A 21,755-nucleotide genomic window follows, 5' to 3' on the forward strand; every position below is an offset into this window, starting at 1 on the left:
ACTCCTAGTCCCGATGGACGATGCATGCACCGATCCCGCCCGGAAGAATGGCCCACACCAGCCATCAACCAGTACGTGACGGAGACCCAGTGACTGAAGCCTATCTTGTCGACGCCTTGCGCACCCCCACGGGCAAACGCCGTGGCGCGCTGTCCGGTGTTCACCCCGCCGACCTCGGCGCCCATGTCCTCAAGGCGCTGGTCGAGCGCAACGCCGTGCCGGCGGAAGACTACGAAGACGTGATCTTCGGCTGCGTCGATGCGGTCGGGCCCAATGCCGGTGTCATCAGCCGCACCTCGTGGCTGGCCGCCGGCCTGCCGATGCATGTGCCCGGCACCGTGATCGACCGGGCCTGCGGCTCGTCGCAGCAGGCGCTGCATTTCGCCGCGCAGGCGGTGATGAGCGGCACGCAGGACGTCATCGCCGTCGGCGGCGTGCAGAACATGAGCATGGTGCCCATCGCCTACGCCATGAGCGCGGGCCAGGCACTCGGCTACACCGACCCCTTCTCGGGCAGCCAGGGCTGGACGGCCCGCTTCGGCAACCAGCCGGTCAACCAGTTCTATGCGGCGCAGATCATTGCCGACAAGTGGCAGTGCTCGCGCCAGGACATGGAGGTCTACGCGCTGGAAAGCCATGCACGCGCGCGCCGCGCCATCGCCGAAGGCCGCTTCACGCGCGAGATCGTGCCGCTCGCGGGCCTTGCCATGGACGAGACGGCGCGGGAAACCTCGCTCGAAAAGATGGCGACGCTGGAGCCGGTCGCGCCCGAGTACCCGGGCATCACCGCCGGCGTGTCGAGCCAGACCTGCGACGGTGCGGCGGCCCTGCTGGTCGTGTCCGAGCGCGCGCTGAAGCGCTACGGCCTCACGCCGCGCGCGCGCATCCATCACATGAGCGTGCTGGCCGACGACCCCATCTGGCACCTCACCGCGCCCATTCCGGCAACGGCTGCGGCGATGAAGAAGTGCGGCCTGCGGCTGGAAGACATCGACCGCGTCGAGATCAACGAAGCCTTCGCATCGGTGGTCATGGCCTGGCACAAGGAGACCGGCTACCCGGCGGAACGCACCAACGTGAACGGCGGCGCCATCGCGCTGGGCCACCCCCTGGGCGCGACCGGCGCCAAGCTGATGACCACGCTGCTGCACGAACTCGAGCGCAGCAGCGGCCGCTACGGACTGCAGGTCATGTGCGAAGGCGGCGGGCAGGCCAACGTCACCATCATCGAACGCCTGGGTTGAGGAGCCGCCTGCCATGAAGATTTGCGAACAGCGAACCGTCATCATCACCGGCGCCGGCGGCGGCCTGGGCCGTGCCTATGCACTGGCCTTTGCCGAGGCCGGCGCACAGGTCGTGGTCAACGACATCCGCCTCGAGGCGGCACAGGAGGTTGCCGACACCATCGCCGCGGCCGGAGGCCAGGCGCTGGCCAACAGCGACGACATCGCCACGATGCGGGGCGCGCAGGACATCGTCGCGCAGGCCATCGCGCGTTTCGGCGACGTGCATGTCCTCGTCAACAACGCAGGCAATCTGCGCGACCGCATGTTCGTCAGCATGAGCGACGAGGACTGGGACGAGGTCATGCGCGTTCACCTGCGCGGCCACTTCTGCCTGTCCAACACGCTGGCACGCCACTGGCGAGACCGCAAGAAGGCCGGTGCATCCGTGGATGCACGCATCATCAACACCAGCTCGGGCGCGGGCCTGCAGGGCTCGGTGGGCCAATCGAACTACAGCTGCGCCAAGGCCGGCATTGCGGCGCTGACGCTGGTGCAGGCCGCCGAGCTGCGGCGCTACGACATCAGCGTGAACGCCCTGGCGCCCGCGGCCCGCACCGCGATGACCCAGAGCACGCAAGAGATGGCCGCCAGGGTGCGGGTTCCCACCGACGACAGCTTCGACTTCTGGGACCCGGCCAACGTCGCCTCGCTGGTGGTGTTCCTGGGCAGCCCGCTGTCCGCGCACATCACGGGACGCGTCTTCGAGGCTTCGGGCGGGCAGGTGTCGCTGTCCGACGGGTGGCGCGTGGGTGCGCTGCGCGACAAGGGCGCGCGATGGGAACCGGCCGAGCTGGGGCCGGTGATCGACGCGCTGATCGCCGAGGCGGCCACGCCGCAACCGGTGTACGGCGCATGAGCGGTTATGTCGACTTCAGCCTGAGCGCGGACCAACGCATGATCCGCGACGCCGCCGCCGACTTCCTGGCAGCGCAAAGCCCGTCGGGTGCCGTGCGACAGGCCATGGAATCCGAACGCGGCTTCGATCCCGCGCTGTGGACGCGCATGGGCGTGGAAATGGGCTGGTGCGCCCTGCCCATCGCCGAAGATTGCGGCGGCCTGGCGCTGTCCTGGGTCGAGGTGGCGCTGCTGCTCGAACAGATGGGCCGCCGCCTGGTCTGCTCGCCCTACTTCGCCACCGTGTGCCTGGCCGCGACCGCGTTGCAGCAAAGCGGCAACCCCGCGGCCTGCGAAGCCTGGCTGCCACGCATCGCGGACGGCACCCTGCGCGCCACACTGGCCTTCGGCGAAACCGGCATTAGCTGGGACCCTGCGCGCGTGACCGCCATCGCCCGGCGCACGGACAGCGGCTTCGTGCTGGAGGGGAGCTTTCGCCACGTGCCCGACGGCGCGCAGGCCGAGCTGCTGCTGGTCACGGCCCTGCTCGACCAGGCACCTGCGCTGTTCGCCGTGCCGGCCGGCACGCCCGGCCTGCGCGCCACGGAACACCGGGGCATGGACCTCACGCGCCGCACCGCCGAGGTGGTGCTGCCCGAAGTCCAGTTGCCGCCCGAGGCGCTGGTCGCCGAGGGTGCCCGGGTTGCCACGGCGCTGCAGCGCACCGAGGCGCTGGCGGCCATCGCGCTGGCCGCCGAGCAACTGGGCGGCGCGCAGCAGTGCCTGGACCTCACGCTGGCCTATGTCGCCGAACGCGTTCAGTTCGGCCGCACGCTCGCCTCGTTCCAGGCGGTGAAGCACCGCTGCGCCGAGATGATGGTGCGCATCGAGTCGACCCGCTCCGCGGTGACCGGTGCCGCACGCGCGGCCTCCGAAGCAGACGTGACGACCGCCGGACTCCTGCTGGAGGCGGCGTGCGCCAAGTCCTTTGCGTCCGATGCCTTCTTCTTCTGCGCGCAGGAAGCCATCCAGCTGCACGGCGGCGTCGGCTTCACCTGGGAATACGACCCGCAGCTGTACTTCAAGCGCGCACAGGCCGGCGCCCAATGGCTGGGCACCCCCGACCTCCTGCGCGAACGCGCGGCCGCCACCTTGCTGGGCGACGCCCGAAACCTTTCTTGCACACCATGACCCTTGCAACGACCGACACCGACGAGGCGTTCCGCGCCGAAGTGGCGCAATGGATGCAGACCCACCTCGTGGGCCGCTTCGCGTGCCTGCGCCACCGCGGCGGCCCTGGCGACGAAGACGCCTATCCCGAGCTGCGCAAGGCGTGGGAACAACTGCTGGCCGCCGGCCGCTGGACCTGCATCGGCTGGCCGCGCGCGCATGGCGGGCGCGAACTCTCCGTCGCGCGCCAGATCATCTTTCACGAAGAGTACGCACGCGCCGGTGGCCCCGGCCGCATGGGCCACCTGGGTGAAACCTTGCTGGGGCCGACGCTCATCGCCCATGGCAGTGCCGAGCAGCAACGCCGCTTCCTGCCCGGCATCGTGGCCGGCACCGACTACTGGTGCCAGGGCTATTCCGAACCCGGCGCGGGGTCCGACCTGGCCAACGTGCAGACCCGCGCCCGGCTCGATGCCGACACCGGCGAATGGGTGATCGACGGGCAGAAGGTCTGGACCTCGCTGGCGCAGGACTCGCAATGGATCTTCGTGCTGGCCCGCTGCGAGGCCGGCTCGCGCGGGCACTCGGGCCTGGTGTTCCTGCTGGTCGCGCTGGACCAGCCGGGCATCGAAGTCCGCCCGATCCGGCAGATCACCGGCACGTGCGAATTCAACGAGGTGTTCTTCGACGGTGCGCGCACACCGGCGGCGCACGCCGTGGGCGCACCGGGCGAGGGCTGGAAAGTGGCGATGGCCCTGCTGGGCTTCGAGCGCGGCCTGTCGTGGATCGACCAGCAGATGCACTTCGAGCACCAGCTGGCCCTGGTGTGCGACGCGGCCCGTGCCAACGGTGCCGATCAGGAACCCGCGCTGCGCGCGCGCATCGGCCACGCGGCGCTGGGCCTGAAGGTGATGCACTACAACACGCTGCGCACGATGTCCGCGCAATTGAGCGGCGAGCTCTCGCGCGAGGCCTACATCAACAAGCACTACTGGTCGCACTGGCACCGCGACCTCGGCAAGCTGGCCATGGACGTGCTCGGCCTGGAAGGCGACATCCTCATCGACGACTTCTCGCGCACGCGCTTGCAGCAGATCTTTCTGTTCAGCCGCTCGGACACCATCGTCGCCGGCACCAGCGAGATCCAGCTCAACATCATTGCCGAACGCGCCCTGGGCATGCCCAAGGAACCGCGCCCGGCGCGCTGAGGCCGACCGCCGGTTTCCGCACTCTCCCTTCACGCCCCATCCACAGCAGGAGCCCCCGTGGTCCCCCTTTCTCCTCCCCCCTACCCCACCACCGCACACGGCCTGGCCAAGGGCAAGTCCGTGCTGATCACCGCCGCGGCCGGTGCCGGCATCGGCTACGCGGCGGCACGCCGCTTCGCAGAAGAAGGCTGCCGCGCGCTGATGATCTCGGACATCCATCCGCGCCGGCTCGAGGAAGCCGCCGAAAAACTGCGTGCCGAAACCGGCCACGGCCACATCCACACCCAGTTGTGCGACGTGACGCAGGAAGACCAGGTGCAGGCCCTGGTCGCGGCGGCCGAAGACAAGCTCGGCGGCACCGACGTGCTGATCAACAACGCAGGCCTGGGCGGCTCCCGGCGCGTGGTCGACATGAGCGACCCCGAATGGCAGCAGGTGCTGGACGTCACGCTGACCGGCACCTTCCGCATGACCCGCGCCATGCTGGGGCCCATGCAGGCCCGCCGCAGCGGCGCCATCGTCAACAACGCCTCCGTGGTCGGCTGGCGTGCGCAGAAAGAACAGGCGCACTACGCCGCCGCCAAGGCCGGTGTGATGGCCCTCACCCGCTGCAGCGCGCTCGAGGCCGCCGAGTACGGCGTGCGCATCAACGCCATCGCGCCGAGCATCGCCATGCACGACTTCCTGCGCAAGGTGGCGCCGGCGGACATGCTCGAGAGGCTGGCGCAGAACGAAGCGTTCGGCCGCCCCGCAGAGGTCTGGGAGATGGCCAACGTCATGGTCTTCCTGGCCAGCGACTACGCCAGCTACCTGGTCGGCGAAGTCCTTTCCGCGAGCAGCCAGCATGCATGACGCCCAGGGCCTGAACGCTTCCGGCGAGGCACCGCCACGCCCCGTCTTCGCCTCGGCACAGGCGCTGGTCGCGGCGGCGGGCCATCCCCTGGGATGCAGCGACTGGCTGCGCATCACGCAGGAGCGCATCGACCAGTTCGCCGCCGCCACCGGCGACCACCAGTGGATCCACGTCGACCCGCAGCGGGCCGCCGCCGGGCCGTATGGCGCCACCATCGCGCACGGCTACCTGACCCTGTCGCTCGCCAACCTCTTCATGCCGCAGATCCTGCAGGTCGACATGCGCATGGGCCTGAACTACGGCAGCGACCGCGTGCGCTTTCCGGCGCCGGTGCGGGTCGGCTCGCGCCTGCGCGGCAGCGGGAAGATGCTCACCGTCACGCCACTGGGGGACGGCGGCGTGCAGTGCGTCATCCAGGTCACCGTCGAACTCGAAGGCAGCGAGCGGCCGGCCTGCGTCGTGGACAGCCTCAACCGCTACTACTTCTGAGGCGCCCAAGCCCATGATCGAGCCCGGCGTTCGCGAAGGAAACAGGGGCGTTGCCGAATGAACCCCGGCACCGGAAATGCCCCCGTGCTCGAACAGCCGCACCCGGTTTCGTGTTTCAAGAGACGGTAGATCGAGGCCCCATGAACACCCTCCACGCACAAGCCCGCCCCCTGCCGGACGATCGCTTTATCGAAACCTTTCGAACTACATTGGAACGGCAGGCGCCTGTAAAATTTTCACCTTCGCTCGCCCTGATTCGTACCAACCGAGGCTTGAAAGTGGAAGAAAACGACAAGCCTGTGCAGGCGCCGGTGGGCACGGGCGCTGCCATTCCTCTTTCGCTGTCGGAATTCAGCGAACTGGTGCGCCTGGTCTATCACGGCTCGACCGAAACCGTGCCCTGGCAGAGCCTGCTCAGCGAGGTCGGGCGCCTGCTGGACGCCAACTGGGTCACCCTGGTCCTGCGCCGGCCGGTCATCGACCGCTACGGGCTGGTGCTGGTGTGGAAGCAGGGTTTTCCGGTCCGCATCGCCACCGCCTACGACCAGTACGCCTGCGCCATCGACCCCTTCGTGAACCTGCCGCTGGACCGCGTGCTCAGCCTCGATGAAGTGATCAACGAGGCCGACCTCAAGGCCTGCGAGTTCTACAAGCAGTTCCTGGAGCCGGAGAACATCGGCCAGATGCTGGGCTTCGACTTCCATGCCTCCGGGCACACCCAGCCTCACACCCTGCCCCACGACGGCGGCATCCTGGATTGCCACTTCCGGATCTGCCGCTCGGACACGCAGGCGCGCTTCTCGGGCACCGATCGCGAACTCCTCAAGATCCTGCTGCCGCACCTGAAGCTCGCGGTGCATCTGCATTCGCAGGGGGACGTGCTGGAGACCGAGCGCGAGCTCTACGCGGGCACGGTCGACCGCATGCAACTGGGCATGGTGATCCTGGACGAGGCCGGCAAGCTCCTGAAGATGACGACGATCGCCTCGGAGATCCTCAAGGAGAACGACGGCCTCGGCATGTCGCAAGGCGCCATCAAGGCCGACTACCGCCAGGGGGACCGCGAGCTGCAGCAGCTGATCACCGAGGCGCTGTCGACCGCGACCAAGTGGAAGCCCGCCGTCGCCGCGGCCCTGGCCATCACTCGGCCGTCAGGTCGCGCCAAGCTCGGCGTGATCGTGCGTGCGATCCCGCTGAACGCCTGGTCCGAAGGCAAGCGCCGCCCCTCGGTCGCCGTGATGATCCGCGACCCGGAGCGCAAGTCCGAGGCCTCGCACGAGATCATGCGCAACCTCTTCGACCTCACGCCCGCCGAAGCCGCGCTGGCCATGCAGCTGGCCAACGGCCAGACGCTGGAAGAGGCCTCCGAAGAACTCGGCATCCGCAAGAACACCGCGCGCGCGCACCTGCGCTCCATCTTCTCGAAGACCGGCGTGACCCGACAGACCATGCTGGTGCGGTTGATTCTCAGCAGCCTGTCGATGGGATGAAACGCCGCGTTGCCAACGCGGTCCCTCGGGCTCGAGCACAGGCACACCTCACCGGGCCGGCTGCCGCGACACGCATGTCCAACGTCAGGTCGAAGGGAAAGCCGGCGTCGGGCACAAGGCACTTGAACGACTGCAGCTGGTGCTGGATTCAACCGGTCGCTGCAACGCATTCGCCAAACGTCTCCGCCGGTGTCTGAAGCCAGGCGTCTGGCGCGGCTTCTCATTCAATTGGCTCGCCATCGCGTTGAGCTGAAGTTGCGGGTACCGCCTTGACAGTGCCTGGTTCGGCCGAGGCGCCATACGCAAGCAGTGGGCTCTCGCACATGCGCTGAAACTCTCAGGATGAGCTTTCGCGCGACGTCCCTCCCCCTCCCCTCTCCGTCGAAGCAGGCAACAGAAAAGGAGAGACCACCACGGCCACCGTTGCGCTCGTTGGCAACCCGGCGTTCCCATTCGGCGCGTCCCTTACGGATCTCCGCGAGGTTTTCGTAACCGACGGTGCGGCCTTGGAACGCCACTGTCTTGCCAAGGAGGATGTCGGCTTCGGCGGCCAAGTAGGCTGCAAGCATGTCGGTGGAGGTACTCATAGCCCCAAAGCTATCGGCGATTCAGTCCGGTTTCTAGGGGAAATTCCGGACTAAGTGGCGCGCCCCGCCCTGCGGCATTCAGTTACGAAAACGTGACAATCAGTACAACCACTCAATTTCTTGGAAACAACATGCTGCGTTTGATCATAAAAATTGTCTCCTCGGCTGCTTTTCTTGCATCCTGCATTTGGCTTTGGGGAAATCGCTCGATGGAGCCCGTGATTGCTGCGTTCGGATCGCTTGCTGCTTTGCTAGGAAGCTTTTTAGTCCCCTCCAAAGAGGAAAAACCAAAAGAACAAACTCAACACATCAGCGGAAATGGCATAGGCATTCAGTCAAAAGGCGACGTCAATATTCGTGACTTCAACGGTCAAAACAAGAAATAAAGATGCTGAGCAAACCAAATCAAGATCAAGTAGTTGACGGCGGGGGAACTGCAATTCAATCTCACGGAAGCGTCACAATAACAACAAATGGACTTTCCTACACGGACGCTCGCACAGTCGCGCTCGATGTATTCGAAGCAAATTTCTATCGCTTAGCCAAAGTTGCCGCCGAAACTGCAAAAGAAAGAGCAAAAGAGATCACAGACGAATACTTCACACAGCTAGAGAAAGAAAATCCTGCTGGCCCAAACAACGCGGATGATCCAGACCTTCAGTTCACACTTCTATCGGCACAACGTGATTTCGCTCGTTCCGGAGAAAAGGATTTAAAGGATACACTGGTTAAGCTCTTGGTAGCAAGATCGCACCATGAGAAACGAGACCTTGTACAAATGGTTTTGAATGAAGCGATTGCGACCGCCCCCAAACTCACAAGCGGTCAGATCGCAGTTCTTGCTCTTATATTCGTTGTCAGATATTGCACGCTTCGTCACATTGGAAATCACCAAAAGCTTCGCGAGGAATTCTTAGAGCTTTACCTTGCTCCATTGCTCCCGCAACTACCCAACAACCGAGGTACGTTTCAGCATATGGAGTTTGCTGGCTGTGGCACAGTGACGGTTCTCGAAAATGGGTTTCAAAATTTCTTTGGAAAGTACTACTACGGCCTATTCTCAAAAGGATTTGATGCAAATGAATTAACAAGCATCACACTTAGTCCGCGTCTAAAGCAAAAATATTTCGTTCAATGCTTAAATGACACATCAAAAATGCAAGTCAAGATTTTGAACGAGGATCAGCTGGACGAGCAATTTAAATTAGACAACATATCCGAAGCCGATGGCGCTGTGATTCGATCCTTGTTTTCAAAAAATCAAATGAACAGCGAGGAATTATCCAATCTACTTATCTCAATGACCCCCAGCATGAAAGGAATCATGGAATTTTGGGATACTAGTGCGGCCAAAGCTTTTACTCTCACAAGCGTCGGAGTCGCAATAGCTCACGCAAAAATCCGCTCGATGAACTCCGATTTTTTCAACTTGGACGACTGGATCAATTAGCGACAGCGCGCACTTATTTGGATCCGACAATTTCATAAATTCGGGTTCTACTCAGGTTATGAGCTCTCATCAACGCCTCCAAGTTGGCACCATTAAATTCACGGCGAATCGCAGCATCGCGCTCTGACCGATTCGGCGAGGGGATGTAAACCTCTTGACCGCCCAAACGTTTTCGCATTCCGCGAACGAGGGCTTGCGCGAAGATTGTGGCGATCTCCCCGTGCATGCCGATCTCTTCGCGGACGATTTCAACGAGGTCATTTTCAAGTTGCACGGCGGCATCCTCACTTTGTCCAAGCGACAAGAAATCAAACGGTTGTGTCAAAGTCTTGAACTCCATTCATCAGACGCAAAAGAAGAAGGCGCCGACCTCGCCTGGCGCCGGAGGATAGTCGCGGGCGCTGGGGCAGTGGCCGCATGCGGCTCGACGGCCGCGACTGGGTCGTGTGCACCAGCGCGAGCCTGAAGGCGCTCCGCGGCACGTTGCCAGTCGGCACCGGTCCAACGATGGAGGCGCAATTCCTGATGGTGTGTGGCCGCATAGGCATAGCCCCACGTGTCGAGTGGCTCGTTTCGCGCACCGCGCCGCTTGACGAAGGCATTCTTTCGAGGGTCGTAGGTTTCGCTCACGAGGCCCGCGAAATAGCTTAGCTCCAGCTCATCGCTGAAGTGCGTGAGGCGCTGCTCGACGGTGCGGTCGGCATCGGTAGACAGCCGGCCGAACAGCCAGTGCTTGATGGCGACCGTGCCCACCTGGTAAATCATCACGCCCCGCTCGTCGCTGCGGCCACGCCAGTCCACGTCCGAGAGCTTCCCCTTGCCCATCACCGGCGCGTTGTTGTGCTTCGCGCCGTAAATGGCCATGGGTCGCCGGATCTGTCGGCGACGCGCATAGTCCTTCACCGCCTCGGTGCGGTGGCCCATCATGTCGATGGCGACCGCTTCCACACGCATCGTGGCAGCGCAGTCGTGCGCGATCGGCTTGTTGAGTAGCTCGGTGAGGCTGACCCACACGGCGTCGTCGGCAGGGTCGCCCATGAGCTCGATGTAGTCGATGACCCAGAAGGCTATGCCACGGCCCCAGCCAACGATCTGCACCGCGAGCCGGTTGTCCTGTGTATCCACGCCCGCTGTGATGAGCAGCACGCCGGCGGGTGCGAAGCGCAGCCGGTAGGGCTCGGCGCGCTCCGCGATGGCGTTCTGCTTGACCGAGCGCATGGCCGGGTCTTCCCAGGCTTCGGCGCGGCGGTCGTTCATGAAGGTCTTGATCGCCGCGATGTCGCCCTGCACATCGACCCACACCTGGGCCATCTCGGCCCAGCGCGGGCCGAGGGCGAATCGGTAGTAAAGGAAGCTCGCGCGGTACCCGCGGATGCTGCGCTCCGGGAAACGTGCAACCCACTCACCGCGGTCCGCCGCCCACAGCCATGGCCGTGAGGCTTGCCGACGACACGCCAGCGTTCACCGCTTTGTGCGGCTCGTCGCCGACACGCCGATGACCATGTCCAGAACGGTTCTGGCGTTCTGCGAAGACCGCATCGAACTGCGCGTGATGAAGAAGCGCAACGAAAAGGGCCACGTGACGAAGACCTACGCCATGACGCCCGACCTCTGGCGAGCACTGACGCGCGCTCTCGAGCTGCGAAAGAAGAACCGCGGCGGCGCGGCCAGTCTGCCCAGCGACTACCTGTTCATCACGAAGCAGGGCAACCCGTACGGCAAGGAAGCGTTCAAGAGCCTGTGGCGCGTGGTGCGTCGGCCTGGCGGCCCGGGAGATCACGTTCCACGACATGCGTGCGAAGGCGGCCTCAGACGCTGACTCGGACGTTGCCGCGCAGGAGCTGCTGCACCACGAAGACGTCAAGGTGACGAAACGCGTGTACCGGCGCAAGGTGCCCGTCGGGACCCCCTTGTCATCTGCAATTGGGGGGTGTGGAGAGGGATGAAAATCGCTGGGTTTGTCAGCCCCCCTCATTTGTCAGACGCAAAGAAAAACGGCCTAGGCGATTGACGCCTAAGCCGTTGATTTCATTATTGTTATTGGTCGGTGTGAAAGGATTCGAACCTTCGACCCCTTGCACCCCATGCAAGTGCGCTACCAGGCTGCGCCACACACCGAAGCTCTCGATTATAGCGGGCTAAATTCAGTGTCCGACAGTCAGCAGCTCACGAATTTCAAAGAGTTCGCGGCGAAGGTGCAACAACTGCGACAGGTCGACGGTCTGCGTGGCCGCGGCGGGCCCCGGTTCGTCCTGCACGGCGGCGTCGAATTCTTCCTGGCCGATCTCGATGGCCTCCTGGCCTTCGAGCGGCACTTCGCCTGCCTTGCGGCGGTCGCGCTCGCCCTGCGTGAGTTCCTGCAGCTTGTTGCGCGCACCGCTGATGGTGAAGCCCTGGTCGTAGAGCAGGTCGCGGATGCGGCGGATCATCAGCACCTCGTGGTGCTGGTAGTAGCGACGGTTGCCGCGCCGCTTCATCGGGCGCAGCTGCGTGAACTCCTGCTCCCAATAGCGCAGCACGTGCGGCTTCACGCCACAGAGTTCGCCGACCTCACCGATGGTGAAGTAGCGTTTGACGGGAATCGGCGGGAGCGTTTTCTCCATTGAAATCAAGACTGTGCGCGGGAAACCTCATAGATTACTCTACGCGGCCGCACAGCACCAAGCACTATTCCGCGCCCAGGCTCCACTCGACTTCGGAAGTGCCGCCCTGCGGCTCGATGCTGCCCTGGATCTGCTCCTTGAGCTTGGCGCTCGCATGGAAGGTGGCCACGCGGCGCTCGCCGATCGGAATGGCTTCGCCGGTGCGCGGGTTGCGCCCGGGACGCGGTGCCTTCACGCGGATCTGGAAGTTGCCGAAGCCCGAGATCTTCACATCCGTGCCTTCGATCAGGCTGCTGGCAACGAGCTCGAAGAACGCCTCGACCATGTCCTTCGACTCACGCTTGTTCAGGCCGATCTGCTCGAACAGCAGGTCGGCCAGATGCGCCTTGGTGAGCGCCGGCGTTTCGAGGGCTTCGAGCGTGAATTCGGCGGCGTTCATCTTCATCCTCTCAAGCGGCCGCCCAGGGTGGCGCCCAGTTGTTCGACGATTGCACGGACAGCGGGTTCGACCTGCTCGTCCGTCAGCGTGGCGGCATCGCTCTGGAAGGTCAGGCGCACGGCCATGCTCTTCTCGCCCGGTGCCAGCGCACCCGGCGCGGCCACGGCGCCTTCGCGCAACGGCTGCGGACGGTAGATGTCGAACAGCGTCGCATCGCGCAGCAGGCCCGAGGCGGACGCGCCCGCGCGGATGGCCTGCATCAGCGCGTCGTGCGACACCGCTTCGGCCACGACCACCGCGATGTCGCGTTCGACGGCCTGGTGCTTGGGCACCGGCTGCGCCACGGGCACGGGCCGCGCCGTGACGGCGTCGAGGTCGAGTTCGAACAGCACGGGCGCTTGGGTGAGGTCCCACTTCTGGCGCCAGCGCGGATGCAGTTCGCCGATGAAGCCGACGGCCTGGCCGTCCAGCAGCACGCGGGCCGAACGGCCGGGGTGCAGCGCCGGATGCTCGGCCGCTTCGAAGGTCGGCACGCGCGGGGCGAGCAGCGCCTCGACATCACCCTTGACGTCGTAGAAATCGACACGCTGCGGCTTGCCGTCCCAGCGCGACGCCTCGGCATCGCCCCAGGCCAGGCCCGCCACGCGCATGGGCTGGTTCACGCCGCGCACGGTGCTGTCGGTGGTGACGACGCTGTCGTCGCGCAGGAACACGCGGCCCAGCTCGAACACGCGCACGCGCGGTGCCTTGCGGTCGAGGTTGAACTTGAGCACCTGCAGCAGCGAGCCGAGCAGCGACGAGCGCATCACGCTCATCTGGCTGGCGATGGGGTTCAGCAGCTTGACCGGGTTGGCGTTGCCCGCGAGGTCTTGCTCCCAGTGCGCTTCGACAAAACTGAAGTTGATGGTTTCCTGGTAACCCAGCGCTGCAACGCTGCGACGCACCGCGAAGCGGCTGCGCTGCGCTTCGGGGCGCACGCGGGCCGTGATGGGCGCGAGCGGCGCGGTGGTCGGCAGGTTGTTGAAGCCGATCAGGCGCGCCACTTCTTCGATGAGGTCTTCCTCGATCAGCAGGTCGAAGCGGTGCGGCGGCGGCGTGACGGTCAGCGTACCTTCGCCTTCGGTGATCGCGAAACCGAGGCGGTGGAGCGCATCGGCGCATTGCGCCTGCGTCAGCGGCATGCCGATGACGCGCGCAGCGCGGGCCACGCGCAGCGTGACGGGCGCGGCCTCGGGCAGGCGCAGCGTCTGGTCGTCCATCTTGCCGGCTTCGCCGCCGCAGATCTCGACGACCAGTTGCGTGATGCGCTCGATGATCTGCACGGTGCGGCTCGGATCGACGCCGCGCTCGTAGCGGTGGCCGGCGTCGGTCGAGAAGTTGAAGCGGCGCGAACGGCCTTGGACGGCCTCGGGCCACCAGAAGGCAGCCTCGACGTAGATGTTGCGCGTGTCGTCGGTCACCGAGGTGGCGTCGCCGCCCATGATGCCGGCGAGCGATTCGACTTCGCGGTCGTCGGCGATGACGCCGACCTTTTCGTCGACGGTGATCGTCGTGCCGTTGAGCAACTTGAGCTGTTCGCCCGCCTTGCCCCAGCGCACCGTGAGACCGCCGTGGATCTTGTCGAGGTCGAAGATGTGGCTGGGCTGGCCGTACTCGAACATCACGTAGTTCGAGATGTCGACCAGCGGCGTCACGCTGCGCTGGCCGCAGCGCGCGAGGCGCTCGACCATCCAGGCCGGCGTCGCGACCTTGGTGTTCACGCCGCGCACGATGCGGCCGGAGAAACGACCGCACAGGTCGGGCGCCTCGACCTTGACGGGCAGCACGTCGGAGAACGACGTGGCCACGGGCGCGATGGCCGGCGTCTTCAGCGGTGCACCGGTGAGCGCAGCGAGTTCGCGCGCCACGCCGTACACACTGAGGCCGTGCGCCAGGTTGGGCGTGAGCTTGAGGGTGAGCAGCGCGTCATCGAGCTTGAGCACGTCGCGCACATCGGCACCGATGGGGGCGTCTGCGTCGAGTTCGAGCAGGCCGCCATGGTCTTCGCTCAGCTTCAGTTCGCGCGCCGAGCACAGCATGCCCTGGCTCTCGACGCCGCGCAGCTTGCCCAGCTTGATGAGGAAGGGCTTGCCGTCTTCACCCGGCGGCAGTTCGGCGCCGACGAGGGCGCACGGCACCTTGATGCCGACGCGCGCATTGGGCGCTCCGCACACGATGTTCAGCAAGGCGCCCTGCCCCACGTCGACCTGGCACACGCGCAGGCGGTCGGCATTCGGGTGCTGCTCGGCTTCCTTGATTTCGCCGACCACGATGCGCGTGAAAGGCGGCGCCACCGGACGGCGCTCTTCGACCTCGAAGCCGCCCATGGTGAGCGTTTCGGCCAGTGCGGCGCTGTCGAGGGGCGGATTGCAGAACTCGCGCAGCCAGGATTCCGGGAATTGCATCTCTTCGATCTCGATCTGGTTTTTCTATCTGTGGAAAGGACGTGCTTACTGGAACTGCGAGAGAAAACGCAGGTCGCCGTCGAAGAAGAGGCGCAGGTCGTTCACGCCGTAGCGCAGCATCGTGAGCCGGTCGGGGCCCATGCCGAAGGCGAAGCCGATGTAGCGCTCAGGGTCCAGGCCCATGTTGCGCACGACGTTCGGGTGCACCTGGCCCGAGCCGGCGACTTCGAGCCAGCGGCCGGCCAACGGGCCGCTCGCGAACTGGATGTCGATCTCGGCGCTCGGCTCGGTGAACGGGAAGAAGCTCGGGCGGAAGCGCAGCACGAGGTCGTCGCGCTCGAAGAAGGTGCGGCAGAAGTCGGTGAAGACAACCTTCAGGTCCTTGAAGCTGACGTTCTCGCCGAGCCACAGGCCTTCGCACTGGTGGAACATGGGCGAGTGGGTGGCGTCGCTGTCGACACGGTAGGTGCGGCCCGGCGCGATCACGCGGATCTCGGGCGCCTTCACGGTGCCGGTGGTGTCGGCGGCAGCAGCGGCGAATTCGGCCGCGTACTTCTTGGTGTGCTGGTGGGCGTAGCGCACCTGCATCGGGCTGGTGTGCGGACGCAGGTTGTAGGGAATGCCGTCGTCGCCCTTGAGGTCGACGTAGAAAGTGTCCTGCATCGAACGCGCCGGGTGGTTCGGCGGGTTGTTGAGCGAGGTGAAGCTGTGCCAGTCGCTCTCGATCTCGGGGCCGTCGGCCACGTCGAAGCCCATGCTCGAGAAGATTTCCTCGATGCGCTCCAGCGTGCGGCTCACGGGGTGCAGTCCGCCGCCGGCGCGGTGGCGGCCGGGCAGGCTCACGTCGAGCGCTTCGGCGCGCAGCTGCAGCGAGAGTTCTTCGTCGGCGAGTTGCTGGCGGCGGTCGGTCAGTGCGGCCTCGATGGCCTGCTTGCCGACGTTGATCGCGGCGCCGCGGGACTTCTTCTCTTCGACACTCAGCGCGGCCATGCCCTTCATCAGCTCGGTGATGCGGCCCGACTTGCCAAGGAACTGGGCCTTGGCGTTTTCGAGCTCTGCGGGCGTTTTCGCTTCGGCGAAGGCGGCGCGTGCGGTGTCGACCAGGGAGTCCAACTCGTTCATAGCAACAAAAATCTTCGAGGGGAAATAAAAAAGAGCTGGAGCCTTTTCAAGCGCCAGCCCTTGAGCCGTGGGCGCAAGAAGCCGTCCGAAGACGGCGACCTGCTGTGCAAAATCAAGCAGCCAGCTTGGCCTTGACCTGCTCCACGATGCCGGCAAAAGCGGCCTTGTCGTGCACGGCGATGTCCGCAAGCATCTTGCGGTCGATCTCGATACCGGCCTTGCGGATGCCGTTGGCGAACTGGCTGTAGGTCAGGCCCAGTTCACGCGAGGCGGCGTTGATACGCGCGATCCACAGCTGACGGAACACGCGCTTCTTGGTACGACGGTCACGGTAGGCGTATTGCCCAGCCTTCATCACCGCCTGTTTGGCGACGCGGAAGACATTACCGCGGCGACCGCGAAAACCCTTGGCGAGTGCGAGAACTTTTTTGTGGCGGGCGCGAGCCGTTACACCACGTTTGACGCGAGGCATGTGTTTACTCCTTGTTCGTCTGAATTAAATGCCACGGCCGGGCAGCATGGCGGCGACAGAAACCATGTTGGTTTCATGCACTGCGACTGCACCACGCAGGTGACGCTTGTTCTTGGTGGTCTTCTTCGTCAAGATGTGACGCTTGAAGGCTTGACCGCGCTTGACGGTGCCACCGGGACGAACGCGGAAACGTTTTTTCGCGCTGCTCTTGGTCTTCATTTTGGGCATGTAAATGCTCCTTTAGTTTGTGCTCGTGAGGCGCCGCGGATACTCCACGGACTTGTTGGCCCCGAGACACTTCTTTATCTCGCCCCCGCCTGCACTTCTTTCGAAATGCGGGCCAGGGCGAAATCCCTTCAAAACCCGTCTACTGCAAATGCCTCAGGCGGTTGCCGTGGGCGCTGCTGCCGGCGCAGCATCTGCTGTCGGCTTCGGCGCCGCGCCGCCAACCTTCTTGCGGCCCGGTGCGATCATCATGATCATCTGACGGCCTTCCAGTTTCGGGAACTGCTCGACCATGATCGTGTCGCCCAGCTCGTCGCGAATACGCTGCAAGAGTGCCAGACCGAGCTCCTGGTGCGTGATCTCGCGGCCGCGGAAGCGCAGCGTGATCTTGCATTTGTCGCCCTCTTCAAGAAAGCGCCTGATGTTGCGCATCTTGATGTTGTAGTCGCCATCGTCGGTACCGGGCCGGAACTTGATTTCCTTGACCTCGATGACCTTCTGCTTCGACTTCGCCTCGGCTGCCTTCTTCTGCTCGTGGTACTTGAACTTTCCGTACTCGATCAGGCGGCACACGGGCGGATTGGCCGCAGCAACGACCTCCACCAGATCCACGTCGGCCTCACCCGCAAGGCGCAAGGCTTCGGAAAGGCTCATGACACCCAATGGCTCGTTTTCCGGGCCGACCAGGCGGACTTCCGGGGCCATGATTTCCCGGTTCAGGCGGTGTTGGCGTTCCTCGCGGTGGCGGCGGTCGCGAAATGCAGTAGCGATGGTCAGAATCCTTCAAAGTTTGCTACAAAATCTGTAGCGATCGCCGCTCAGTCTTCGCGGACAGGCGGCACGAGATGGCAGAGAAACATATGGGGTGTTTCAGAGACAAATCAACGCTTGTCAGCAACGTCCTGGACGAGCCGTTGCGTGAACGATTCGAGGGACATTGCACCGAGGTCTTGATTGCCCCGGGCGCGCACTGCGACGGCACCTGCTTCCTTTTCCGTGTCACCCACGACGAGGATGTAAGGGAGCTTTTGCAACGAATGCTTCCGTATTTTATACGTAATCTTTTCGTTGTGCAGATCCAGCTGAACTCTAAGCCCTTGATTTTGCAGCGTTTTCGCAACTTGCGCAGCGTAATCGGCCTGCCCTTCGCTGATATTGAGCACCGCCACCTGCACCGGAGCGAGCCACGCGGGCATGGCGCCGGAGTGGTGTTCGATCAGCATGCCGATGAAGCGCTCGAGGCTGCCGACGATGGCGCGGTGCAGCATCACCGGGTGGGCGCGGCCGCTCGATTCCGTGACGTACTCGCCGCCCAGGCGCTCCGCCGTGTTGAAGTCGACCTGCATCGTGCCGCACTGCCACTGACGGCCGATGGCGTCGCGCAGCGTGTACTCGATCTTCGGGCCGTAGAAGGCACCGTCGCCGGGCGAGATGACGAAGTCCACGCCCGAGCGGCGCAGCGATTCCATCACCGCGTGCTCGGCCTTGTCCCACAGCTCGTCGGAGCCGACGCGGTTCTCGGGACGCGTCGCGACCTTGTAGAGGATGTCCGTGAAGCCGAAGTCGGCATAGACCTTCTGCAGCTGCGCCGTGTAGGCGATGCACTCGTCGAGGATCTGGTCTTCCGTGCAGAAGATGTGGCCGTCGTCCTGCGTGAAGCCGCGCACGCGCATGATGCCGTGCAGCGCGCCGCTGGGCTCGTTGCGGTGGCACTGGCCGAACTCGCCGTAGCGCAGCGGCAGGTCGCGGTAGCTGCGCAGGTCGCTCTTGAAGATCAGCACGTGGCCCGGGCAGTTCATCGGCTTCAGCGCGTACTCGCGCTTCTCCGACTCCGTCGTGAACATGTTGTCGCGGTAGTTCTGCCAATGGCCCGTCTTCTCCCACAGGCTCTTGTCGAGGATCTGCGGGCCCTTCACCTCCCAGTAACCCGTGTCGCGGTAGATGCCACGCATGTACTGCTCGACCTGCTGCCAGATCGCCCAGCCCTTTGGGTGCCAGAACACCACGCCCGGCGCCACCTCATCGATGTGGAACAGGTCGAGTTCCTTGCCCAGGCGTCGGTGGTCGCGCTTCTCGGCTTCCTCGATGCGCTGGATGTACTGGTCGAGCTGCTTCTTGTCGGCCCAGGCCGTGCCGTAGATGCGCTGCAGCTGCTCGTTCTTGGCGTCGCCGCGCCAGTAGGCGCCGGCCAGCTTCGTGAGCTTGAAGACCTTCAGGAAGCGCGTGTTCGGCACGTGCGGGCCGCGGCACATGTCGACGTATTCCTGGTGGTAGTACAGGCCCATGGCCTGCTCGTCGGGCATGTCTTCGACGAGGCGCAGCTTGTAGTCCTCGCCACGCGACTTGAAGACCTCGATGACTTCCGCACGCGGCGTCATCTTCTTGATCACGTCGTAGTCCTGCGCGATCAGCTCGCGCATGCGCGCCTCGATGGCGGCCATGTCCTCGGGCGTGAACGGGCGCTCGAACGAGATGTCGTAGTAGAAGCCTTCGTCGATCACGGGCCCGATCACCATCTTGGCCGTCGGGTACAGCTGCTTCACCGCATGGCCGACCAGGTGGGCCGTCGAGTGGCGGATGATCTCCAGGCCCTCGTCGTCCTTGGGCGTGATGATCTGCAGCCTGGCATCGCGGTCGATGACGTCGCTGGCATCGACGAGCTTGCCGTCGATCTTGCCGGCCACCGTCATCTTGGCGAGGCCGGGGCCGATGGACTGGGCCACTTCGGCCACCGAAACCGGGCCAGGGAACTCGCGGCGCGAGTTGTCGGGGAGCGTGATCTGGATCATGTGAAAACCTCGGGGAGAAAAACAAAAAAGCGCGGTGGATGCCGCGCTTTGCTTGGTTGGTGCGCTGGAAAAACCAGCGAGCGCGGGGCTACCGGCCCTTTCCTTCGAAGAAGAAAAAGCCGCTGAATCCTTGCGGGGTAGTTCGCGGTGTCATAACCAAGGTGCCTTTCTCGCTCTTGTTGAGTGCAGAGGGGGCGATTCTAGCCGCTGCCTGCTCAGGCTGTGGAAGCCGCTCTTTCGAGTCCGAACCCACGAAAAAGCCCGGCGCAGGGCCGGGCTCGGGGGTGACAGCGCAGCGCGCCGTCACTCAGCGATCAGCGAAGGCAGCTCAGTGGAACTGCTCTTCTTCCGTCGAACCGGTCAGCGCCTTCACGCTGGACGAGCCGCCCTGGATCACGGTGGTCACGTCGTCGAAGTAGCCGGCGCCGACTTCCTGCTGGTGCGACACGAAGGTGTAGCCCTTGTCGCGTGCGGCGAACTCGGGTTCCTGCACCATGTTCACGTAGTGCTTCATGCCTTCGCCGCGGGCGTAGGCGTGGGCGAACTGGAAGGTGTTGAACCAATTGATGTGGATGCCGGCCAGCGTGATGAACTGGTACTTGTAGCCCAGCGCCGAGAGGTCTTCCTGGAACGAGGCGATCTGCTTGTCGTCCAGGTTCTTCTTCCAGTTGAACGACGGCGAGCAGTTGTACGACAGCAGCTTGCCGGGGCAGGCGGCGTGCACGGCTTGCGCGAATTCACGGGCGAAGCCGATGTCCGGCACGCCGGTTTCGCACCACACCAGGTCGGCATACGGTGCGTAGGCGACGCCGCGGCTGATGGCTTGCTCCAGGCCGTTCTTGACGCGGTAGAAGCCTTCTTGCGTGCGCTCGCCGGTCAGGAAAGGCTTGTCGTTGGCGTCGTGGTCCGACGTGATCAGGTTCGCGGCTTCCGCATCGGTGCGGGCCAGAACGATGGTCGACACGCCCATGACGTCGGCAGCGAAACGTGCCGAGATCAGCTTCTCGCAGGCTTCCTGCGTCGGCACGAGCACCTTGCCGCCCATGTGGCCGCACTTCTTGACGGCGGCCAACTGGTCTTCGAAGTGCACGCCGGCAGCGCCCGACGCGATCATGTTCTTCATCAGCTCGAAAGCGTTCAGCACGCCGCCGAAGCCGGCTTCTGCGTCGGCCACGACCGGCAGGAAGTAGTCGATGAACTCCTTGTCGCCCGGGTTGATGCCGCGGCCCCACTGGATTTCGTCGGCGCGCTTGAAGGTGTTGTTGATGCGACGGACCATCGTCGGCACCGAGTCGTAGGCGTACAGCGACTGGTCGGGGTACATCGTTTCCGAGGTGTTGCCGTCGGCGGCGACTTGCCAGCCCGACAGGTACACGGCTTCCAGGCCGGCCTTGGCTTGCTGCATGGCTTGGCCGGCGGAGATCGCGCCGAAGGCGTTCACGTAGCCCTTCTTGGCACCGCCGTTGATCTTGTCCCAGAGCTTTTCAGCGCCGCGCTTGGCCAGCGTGTGCTCGATGGGGAGCGAACCGCGCAGGCGAACCACGTCGGCTGCGCTGTAGCCGCGCTTCACGCCCTTCCAGCGCGGGTTGGTGGCCCAGTCCTTTTCGAGGGCGGCAATTTGCTGTTCGCGGCTCAGTTGTTCGTTCAGGGTCTGGGGCATGGTCACTCCGTGAGGTTGATTGAAGGTTGGCGTTGCGGCCGTGGGGTTACTGTAATCCGATTGCGGACTCTTATGTCTTATAGAAGACATATTTTTGAACCAACAAAATCAACAACTTACAGAGATATTTCTCAATGAGAAATTATTTTTCTCATATCGAGAAAAAATATTGCGGCGCAGCAGTTCAAATTTTCGCGATGCGGAATCACTCTTTCGGTTGTGAAAACGAACGCGCTTCCGCCGCGATGTCCGCCGCATGCGCGATCCAGTCGCCGCCGTCGATCACGCGACGGCCCGCGATGCGCGTCGGATGGATCTCGTAGACCAGGCAGTCGACCGATTGCACTCCCACCACCACACGCACGCTGCGCCGGATGTACTCGCCCGAATCGTCGTCGGCCACTTCTTCGAGCCGGTCGAGTTCGCGCTCGACCTCCGGTGCGATGCGATAGACCTCGCCCTTCACGCGCCCTGCCCCGCCGAACACCACGCCCGGGTACGCGCCCAGGTCGTACAGCGTGCCGGCGATGAAGGCCTCGCCGACGAACACCGGCGCCGGCCGGTAGCGCGCGATGTCGTTGCGCCCGCCGCGCCGCAGCGTGCCGTAGACAAGAACGTGGGGCATCATCGAATC

General features: G+C 64.3%; 23 protein-coding genes and 1 tRNA gene. 10 read left to right on the forward strand and 14 right to left on the reverse strand.

The window, feature by feature from the left end; translation table 11 throughout:
- The first annotated feature begins 89 nt into the window (after window positions 1-89).
- From AC07Q9_RS15370 to AC07Q9_RS15400, 7 genes are all read left to right on the forward strand, one after another.
- The gene (locus AC07Q9_RS15370; protein WP_495310523.1) at window positions 90-1,244 is read left to right on the forward strand and encodes an acetyl-CoA C-acetyltransferase; all 1,155 of its coding nucleotides are present in this window, start codon (window positions 90-92) and stop codon (window positions 1,242-1,244) included.
- Window positions 1,245-1,257: 13 nt separating this feature from the next.
- Window positions 1,258-2,142: an SDR family oxidoreductase gene (locus AC07Q9_RS15375; RefSeq protein ID WP_495310524.1), complete on the forward strand. Its 885-nt coding sequence runs from the start codon at window positions 1,258-1,260 to the stop codon at window positions 2,140-2,142.
- Window positions 2,139-3,311, forward strand: coding sequence for an acyl-CoA dehydrogenase family protein (locus AC07Q9_RS15380; RefSeq protein ID WP_495310526.1), 1,173 nt, complete (start codon window positions 2,139-2,141; stop codon window positions 3,309-3,311). Before AC07Q9_RS15375 ends, AC07Q9_RS15380 begins: the two co-directional genes overlap by 4 nt.
- Entirely contained in the window at window positions 3,308-4,498 is a 1,191-nt protein-coding gene (locus tag AC07Q9_RS15385; protein WP_495310527.1) for an acyl-CoA dehydrogenase family protein, read from the forward strand. Before AC07Q9_RS15380 ends, AC07Q9_RS15385 begins: the two co-directional genes overlap by 4 nt.
- A 57-nt stretch (window positions 4,499-4,555) precedes the next feature.
- Window positions 4,556-5,350 (forward strand): SDR family oxidoreductase, encoded by a 795-nt coding sequence (locus AC07Q9_RS15390; RefSeq protein WP_495310528.1) that lies wholly within the window; start codon window positions 4,556-4,558, stop codon window positions 5,348-5,350.
- Window positions 5,343-5,840 (forward strand): MaoC family dehydratase, encoded by a 498-nt coding sequence (locus AC07Q9_RS15395; protein WP_495310530.1) that lies wholly within the window; start codon window positions 5,343-5,345, stop codon window positions 5,838-5,840. Before AC07Q9_RS15390 ends, AC07Q9_RS15395 begins: the two co-directional genes overlap by 8 nt.
- A 278-nt stretch (window positions 5,841-6,118) precedes the next feature.
- Window positions 6,119-7,330: a helix-turn-helix transcriptional regulator gene (locus AC07Q9_RS15400; RefSeq protein WP_495310804.1), complete on the forward strand. Its 1,212-nt coding sequence runs from the start codon at window positions 6,119-6,121 to the stop codon at window positions 7,328-7,330.
- Between the two features lie 224 nt (window positions 7,331-7,554).
- Here AC07Q9_RS15400 and AC07Q9_RS15405 read toward each other — a convergent pair whose 3' ends face one another.
- Window positions 7,555-7,917, reverse strand: a complete 363-nt coding sequence (locus AC07Q9_RS15405) for a DUF6148 family protein (RefSeq protein ID WP_495310531.1) — start codon at window positions 7,915-7,917, stop codon at window positions 7,555-7,557.
- A 131-nt stretch (window positions 7,918-8,048) separates the two neighbouring features.
- On the opposite strand from AC07Q9_RS15405, the gene AC07Q9_RS15410 reads away from it, so the two are divergent.
- Together AC07Q9_RS15410 and AC07Q9_RS15415 are read left to right on the forward strand one after the other, a co-directional pair.
- Window positions 8,049-8,303 carry a hypothetical protein gene (locus tag AC07Q9_RS15410; RefSeq protein WP_495310533.1) on the forward strand — a complete coding sequence of 85 codons (255 nt, stop codon included), beginning with the start codon at window positions 8,049-8,051 and terminating at the stop codon, window positions 8,301-8,303.
- Between the two features lie 2 nt (window positions 8,304-8,305).
- The gene (locus AC07Q9_RS15415) at window positions 8,306-9,367 is read left to right on the forward strand and encodes an LPO_1073/Vpar_1526 family protein (protein ID WP_495310534.1); all 1,062 of its coding nucleotides are present in this window, start codon (window positions 8,306-8,308) and stop codon (window positions 9,365-9,367) included.
- A gap of 13 nt (window positions 9,368-9,380) precedes the next feature.
- Here AC07Q9_RS15415 and AC07Q9_RS15420 read toward each other — a convergent pair whose 3' ends face one another.
- Window positions 9,381-9,707, reverse strand: a complete 327-nt coding sequence (locus tag AC07Q9_RS15420) for a Mor transcription activator family protein (RefSeq protein ID WP_495310536.1) — start codon at window positions 9,705-9,707, stop codon at window positions 9,381-9,383.
- Window positions 9,689-10,825: a terminase gpA endonuclease subunit gene (locus AC07Q9_RS15425; RefSeq protein ID WP_495310806.1), complete on the reverse strand. Its 1,137-nt coding sequence runs from the start codon at window positions 10,823-10,825 to the stop codon at window positions 9,689-9,691. The genes AC07Q9_RS15420 and AC07Q9_RS15425 overlap by 19 nt, the downstream gene beginning before the upstream one ends.
- 43 nt (window positions 10,826-10,868) lie before the next feature.
- Here AC07Q9_RS15425 and AC07Q9_RS15430 point away from each other — a divergent pair, with 43 nt between their 5' ends.
- Window positions 10,869-11,186 (forward strand): hypothetical protein, encoded by a 318-nt coding sequence (locus AC07Q9_RS15430; protein ID WP_495310538.1) that lies wholly within the window; start codon window positions 10,869-10,871, stop codon window positions 11,184-11,186.
- Between the two features lie 222 nt (window positions 11,187-11,408).
- Here AC07Q9_RS15430 and AC07Q9_RS15435 read toward each other — a convergent pair.
- From AC07Q9_RS15435 to AC07Q9_RS15485, 11 genes are all read right to left on the reverse strand, one after another.
- Window positions 11,409-11,485: transfer RNA gene (locus AC07Q9_RS15435), tRNA-Pro, on the reverse strand.
- A 26-nt stretch (window positions 11,486-11,511) separates the two neighbouring features.
- Window positions 11,512-11,970, reverse strand: a complete 459-nt coding sequence (locus AC07Q9_RS15440) for a MerR family transcriptional regulator (RefSeq protein ID WP_495310540.1) — start codon at window positions 11,968-11,970, stop codon at window positions 11,512-11,514.
- Window positions 11,971-12,034: 64 nt separating this feature from the next.
- Window positions 12,035-12,409, reverse strand: a complete 375-nt coding sequence (locus AC07Q9_RS15445; RefSeq protein ID WP_062473498.1) for an integration host factor subunit alpha — start codon at window positions 12,407-12,409, stop codon at window positions 12,035-12,037.
- A gap of 2 nt (window positions 12,410-12,411) precedes the next feature.
- Window positions 12,412-14,853: a phenylalanine--tRNA ligase subunit beta gene (pheT, locus tag AC07Q9_RS15450; RefSeq protein WP_495310542.1), complete on the reverse strand. Its 2,442-nt coding sequence runs from the start codon at window positions 14,851-14,853 to the stop codon at window positions 12,412-12,414.
- 45 nt (window positions 14,854-14,898) lie between these two features.
- Entirely contained in the window at window positions 14,899-15,975 is a 1,077-nt protein-coding gene (gene pheS, locus AC07Q9_RS15455; RefSeq protein WP_056579739.1) for a phenylalanine--tRNA ligase subunit alpha, read from the reverse strand.
- A 112-nt stretch (window positions 15,976-16,087) separates the two neighbouring features.
- Entirely contained in the window at window positions 16,088-16,447 is a 360-nt protein-coding gene (rplT, locus tag AC07Q9_RS15460) for a 50S ribosomal protein L20 (RefSeq protein ID WP_007832499.1), read from the reverse strand.
- Between the two features lie 24 nt (window positions 16,448-16,471).
- On the reverse strand, window positions 16,472-16,675 hold the full coding sequence (gene rpmI, locus AC07Q9_RS15465) for a 50S ribosomal protein L35 (protein ID WP_007832497.1): 204 nt from the start codon (window positions 16,673-16,675) through the stop codon (window positions 16,472-16,474).
- Window positions 16,676-16,828: 153 nt separating this feature from the next.
- Window positions 16,829-17,452: a translation initiation factor IF-3 gene (gene infC, locus AC07Q9_RS15470; RefSeq protein WP_492683754.1), complete on the reverse strand. Its 624-nt coding sequence runs from the start codon at window positions 17,450-17,452 to the stop codon at window positions 16,829-16,831.
- 101 nt (window positions 17,453-17,553) lie between these two features.
- A complete protein-coding gene (gene thrS, locus AC07Q9_RS15475) occupies window positions 17,554-19,461 on the reverse strand; it encodes a threonine--tRNA ligase (RefSeq protein ID WP_495310544.1) in 1,908 nt (635 codons plus the stop codon).
- Window positions 19,462-19,789: 328 nt separating this feature from the next.
- Window positions 19,790-21,121, reverse strand: a complete 1,332-nt coding sequence (gene aceA / locus AC07Q9_RS15480) for an isocitrate lyase (RefSeq protein ID WP_099790869.1) — start codon at window positions 21,119-21,121, stop codon at window positions 19,790-19,792.
- A gap of 205 nt (window positions 21,122-21,326) precedes the next feature.
- Window positions 21,327-21,749 (reverse strand): gamma-glutamylcyclotransferase family protein, encoded by a 423-nt coding sequence (locus AC07Q9_RS15485; protein ID WP_495310547.1) that lies wholly within the window; start codon window positions 21,747-21,749, stop codon window positions 21,327-21,329.
- Window positions 21,750-21,755: the final 6 nt, after the last annotated feature.

It is taken from the genome of Variovorax sp. GW821-FHT09A10, assembly GCF_059418385.1.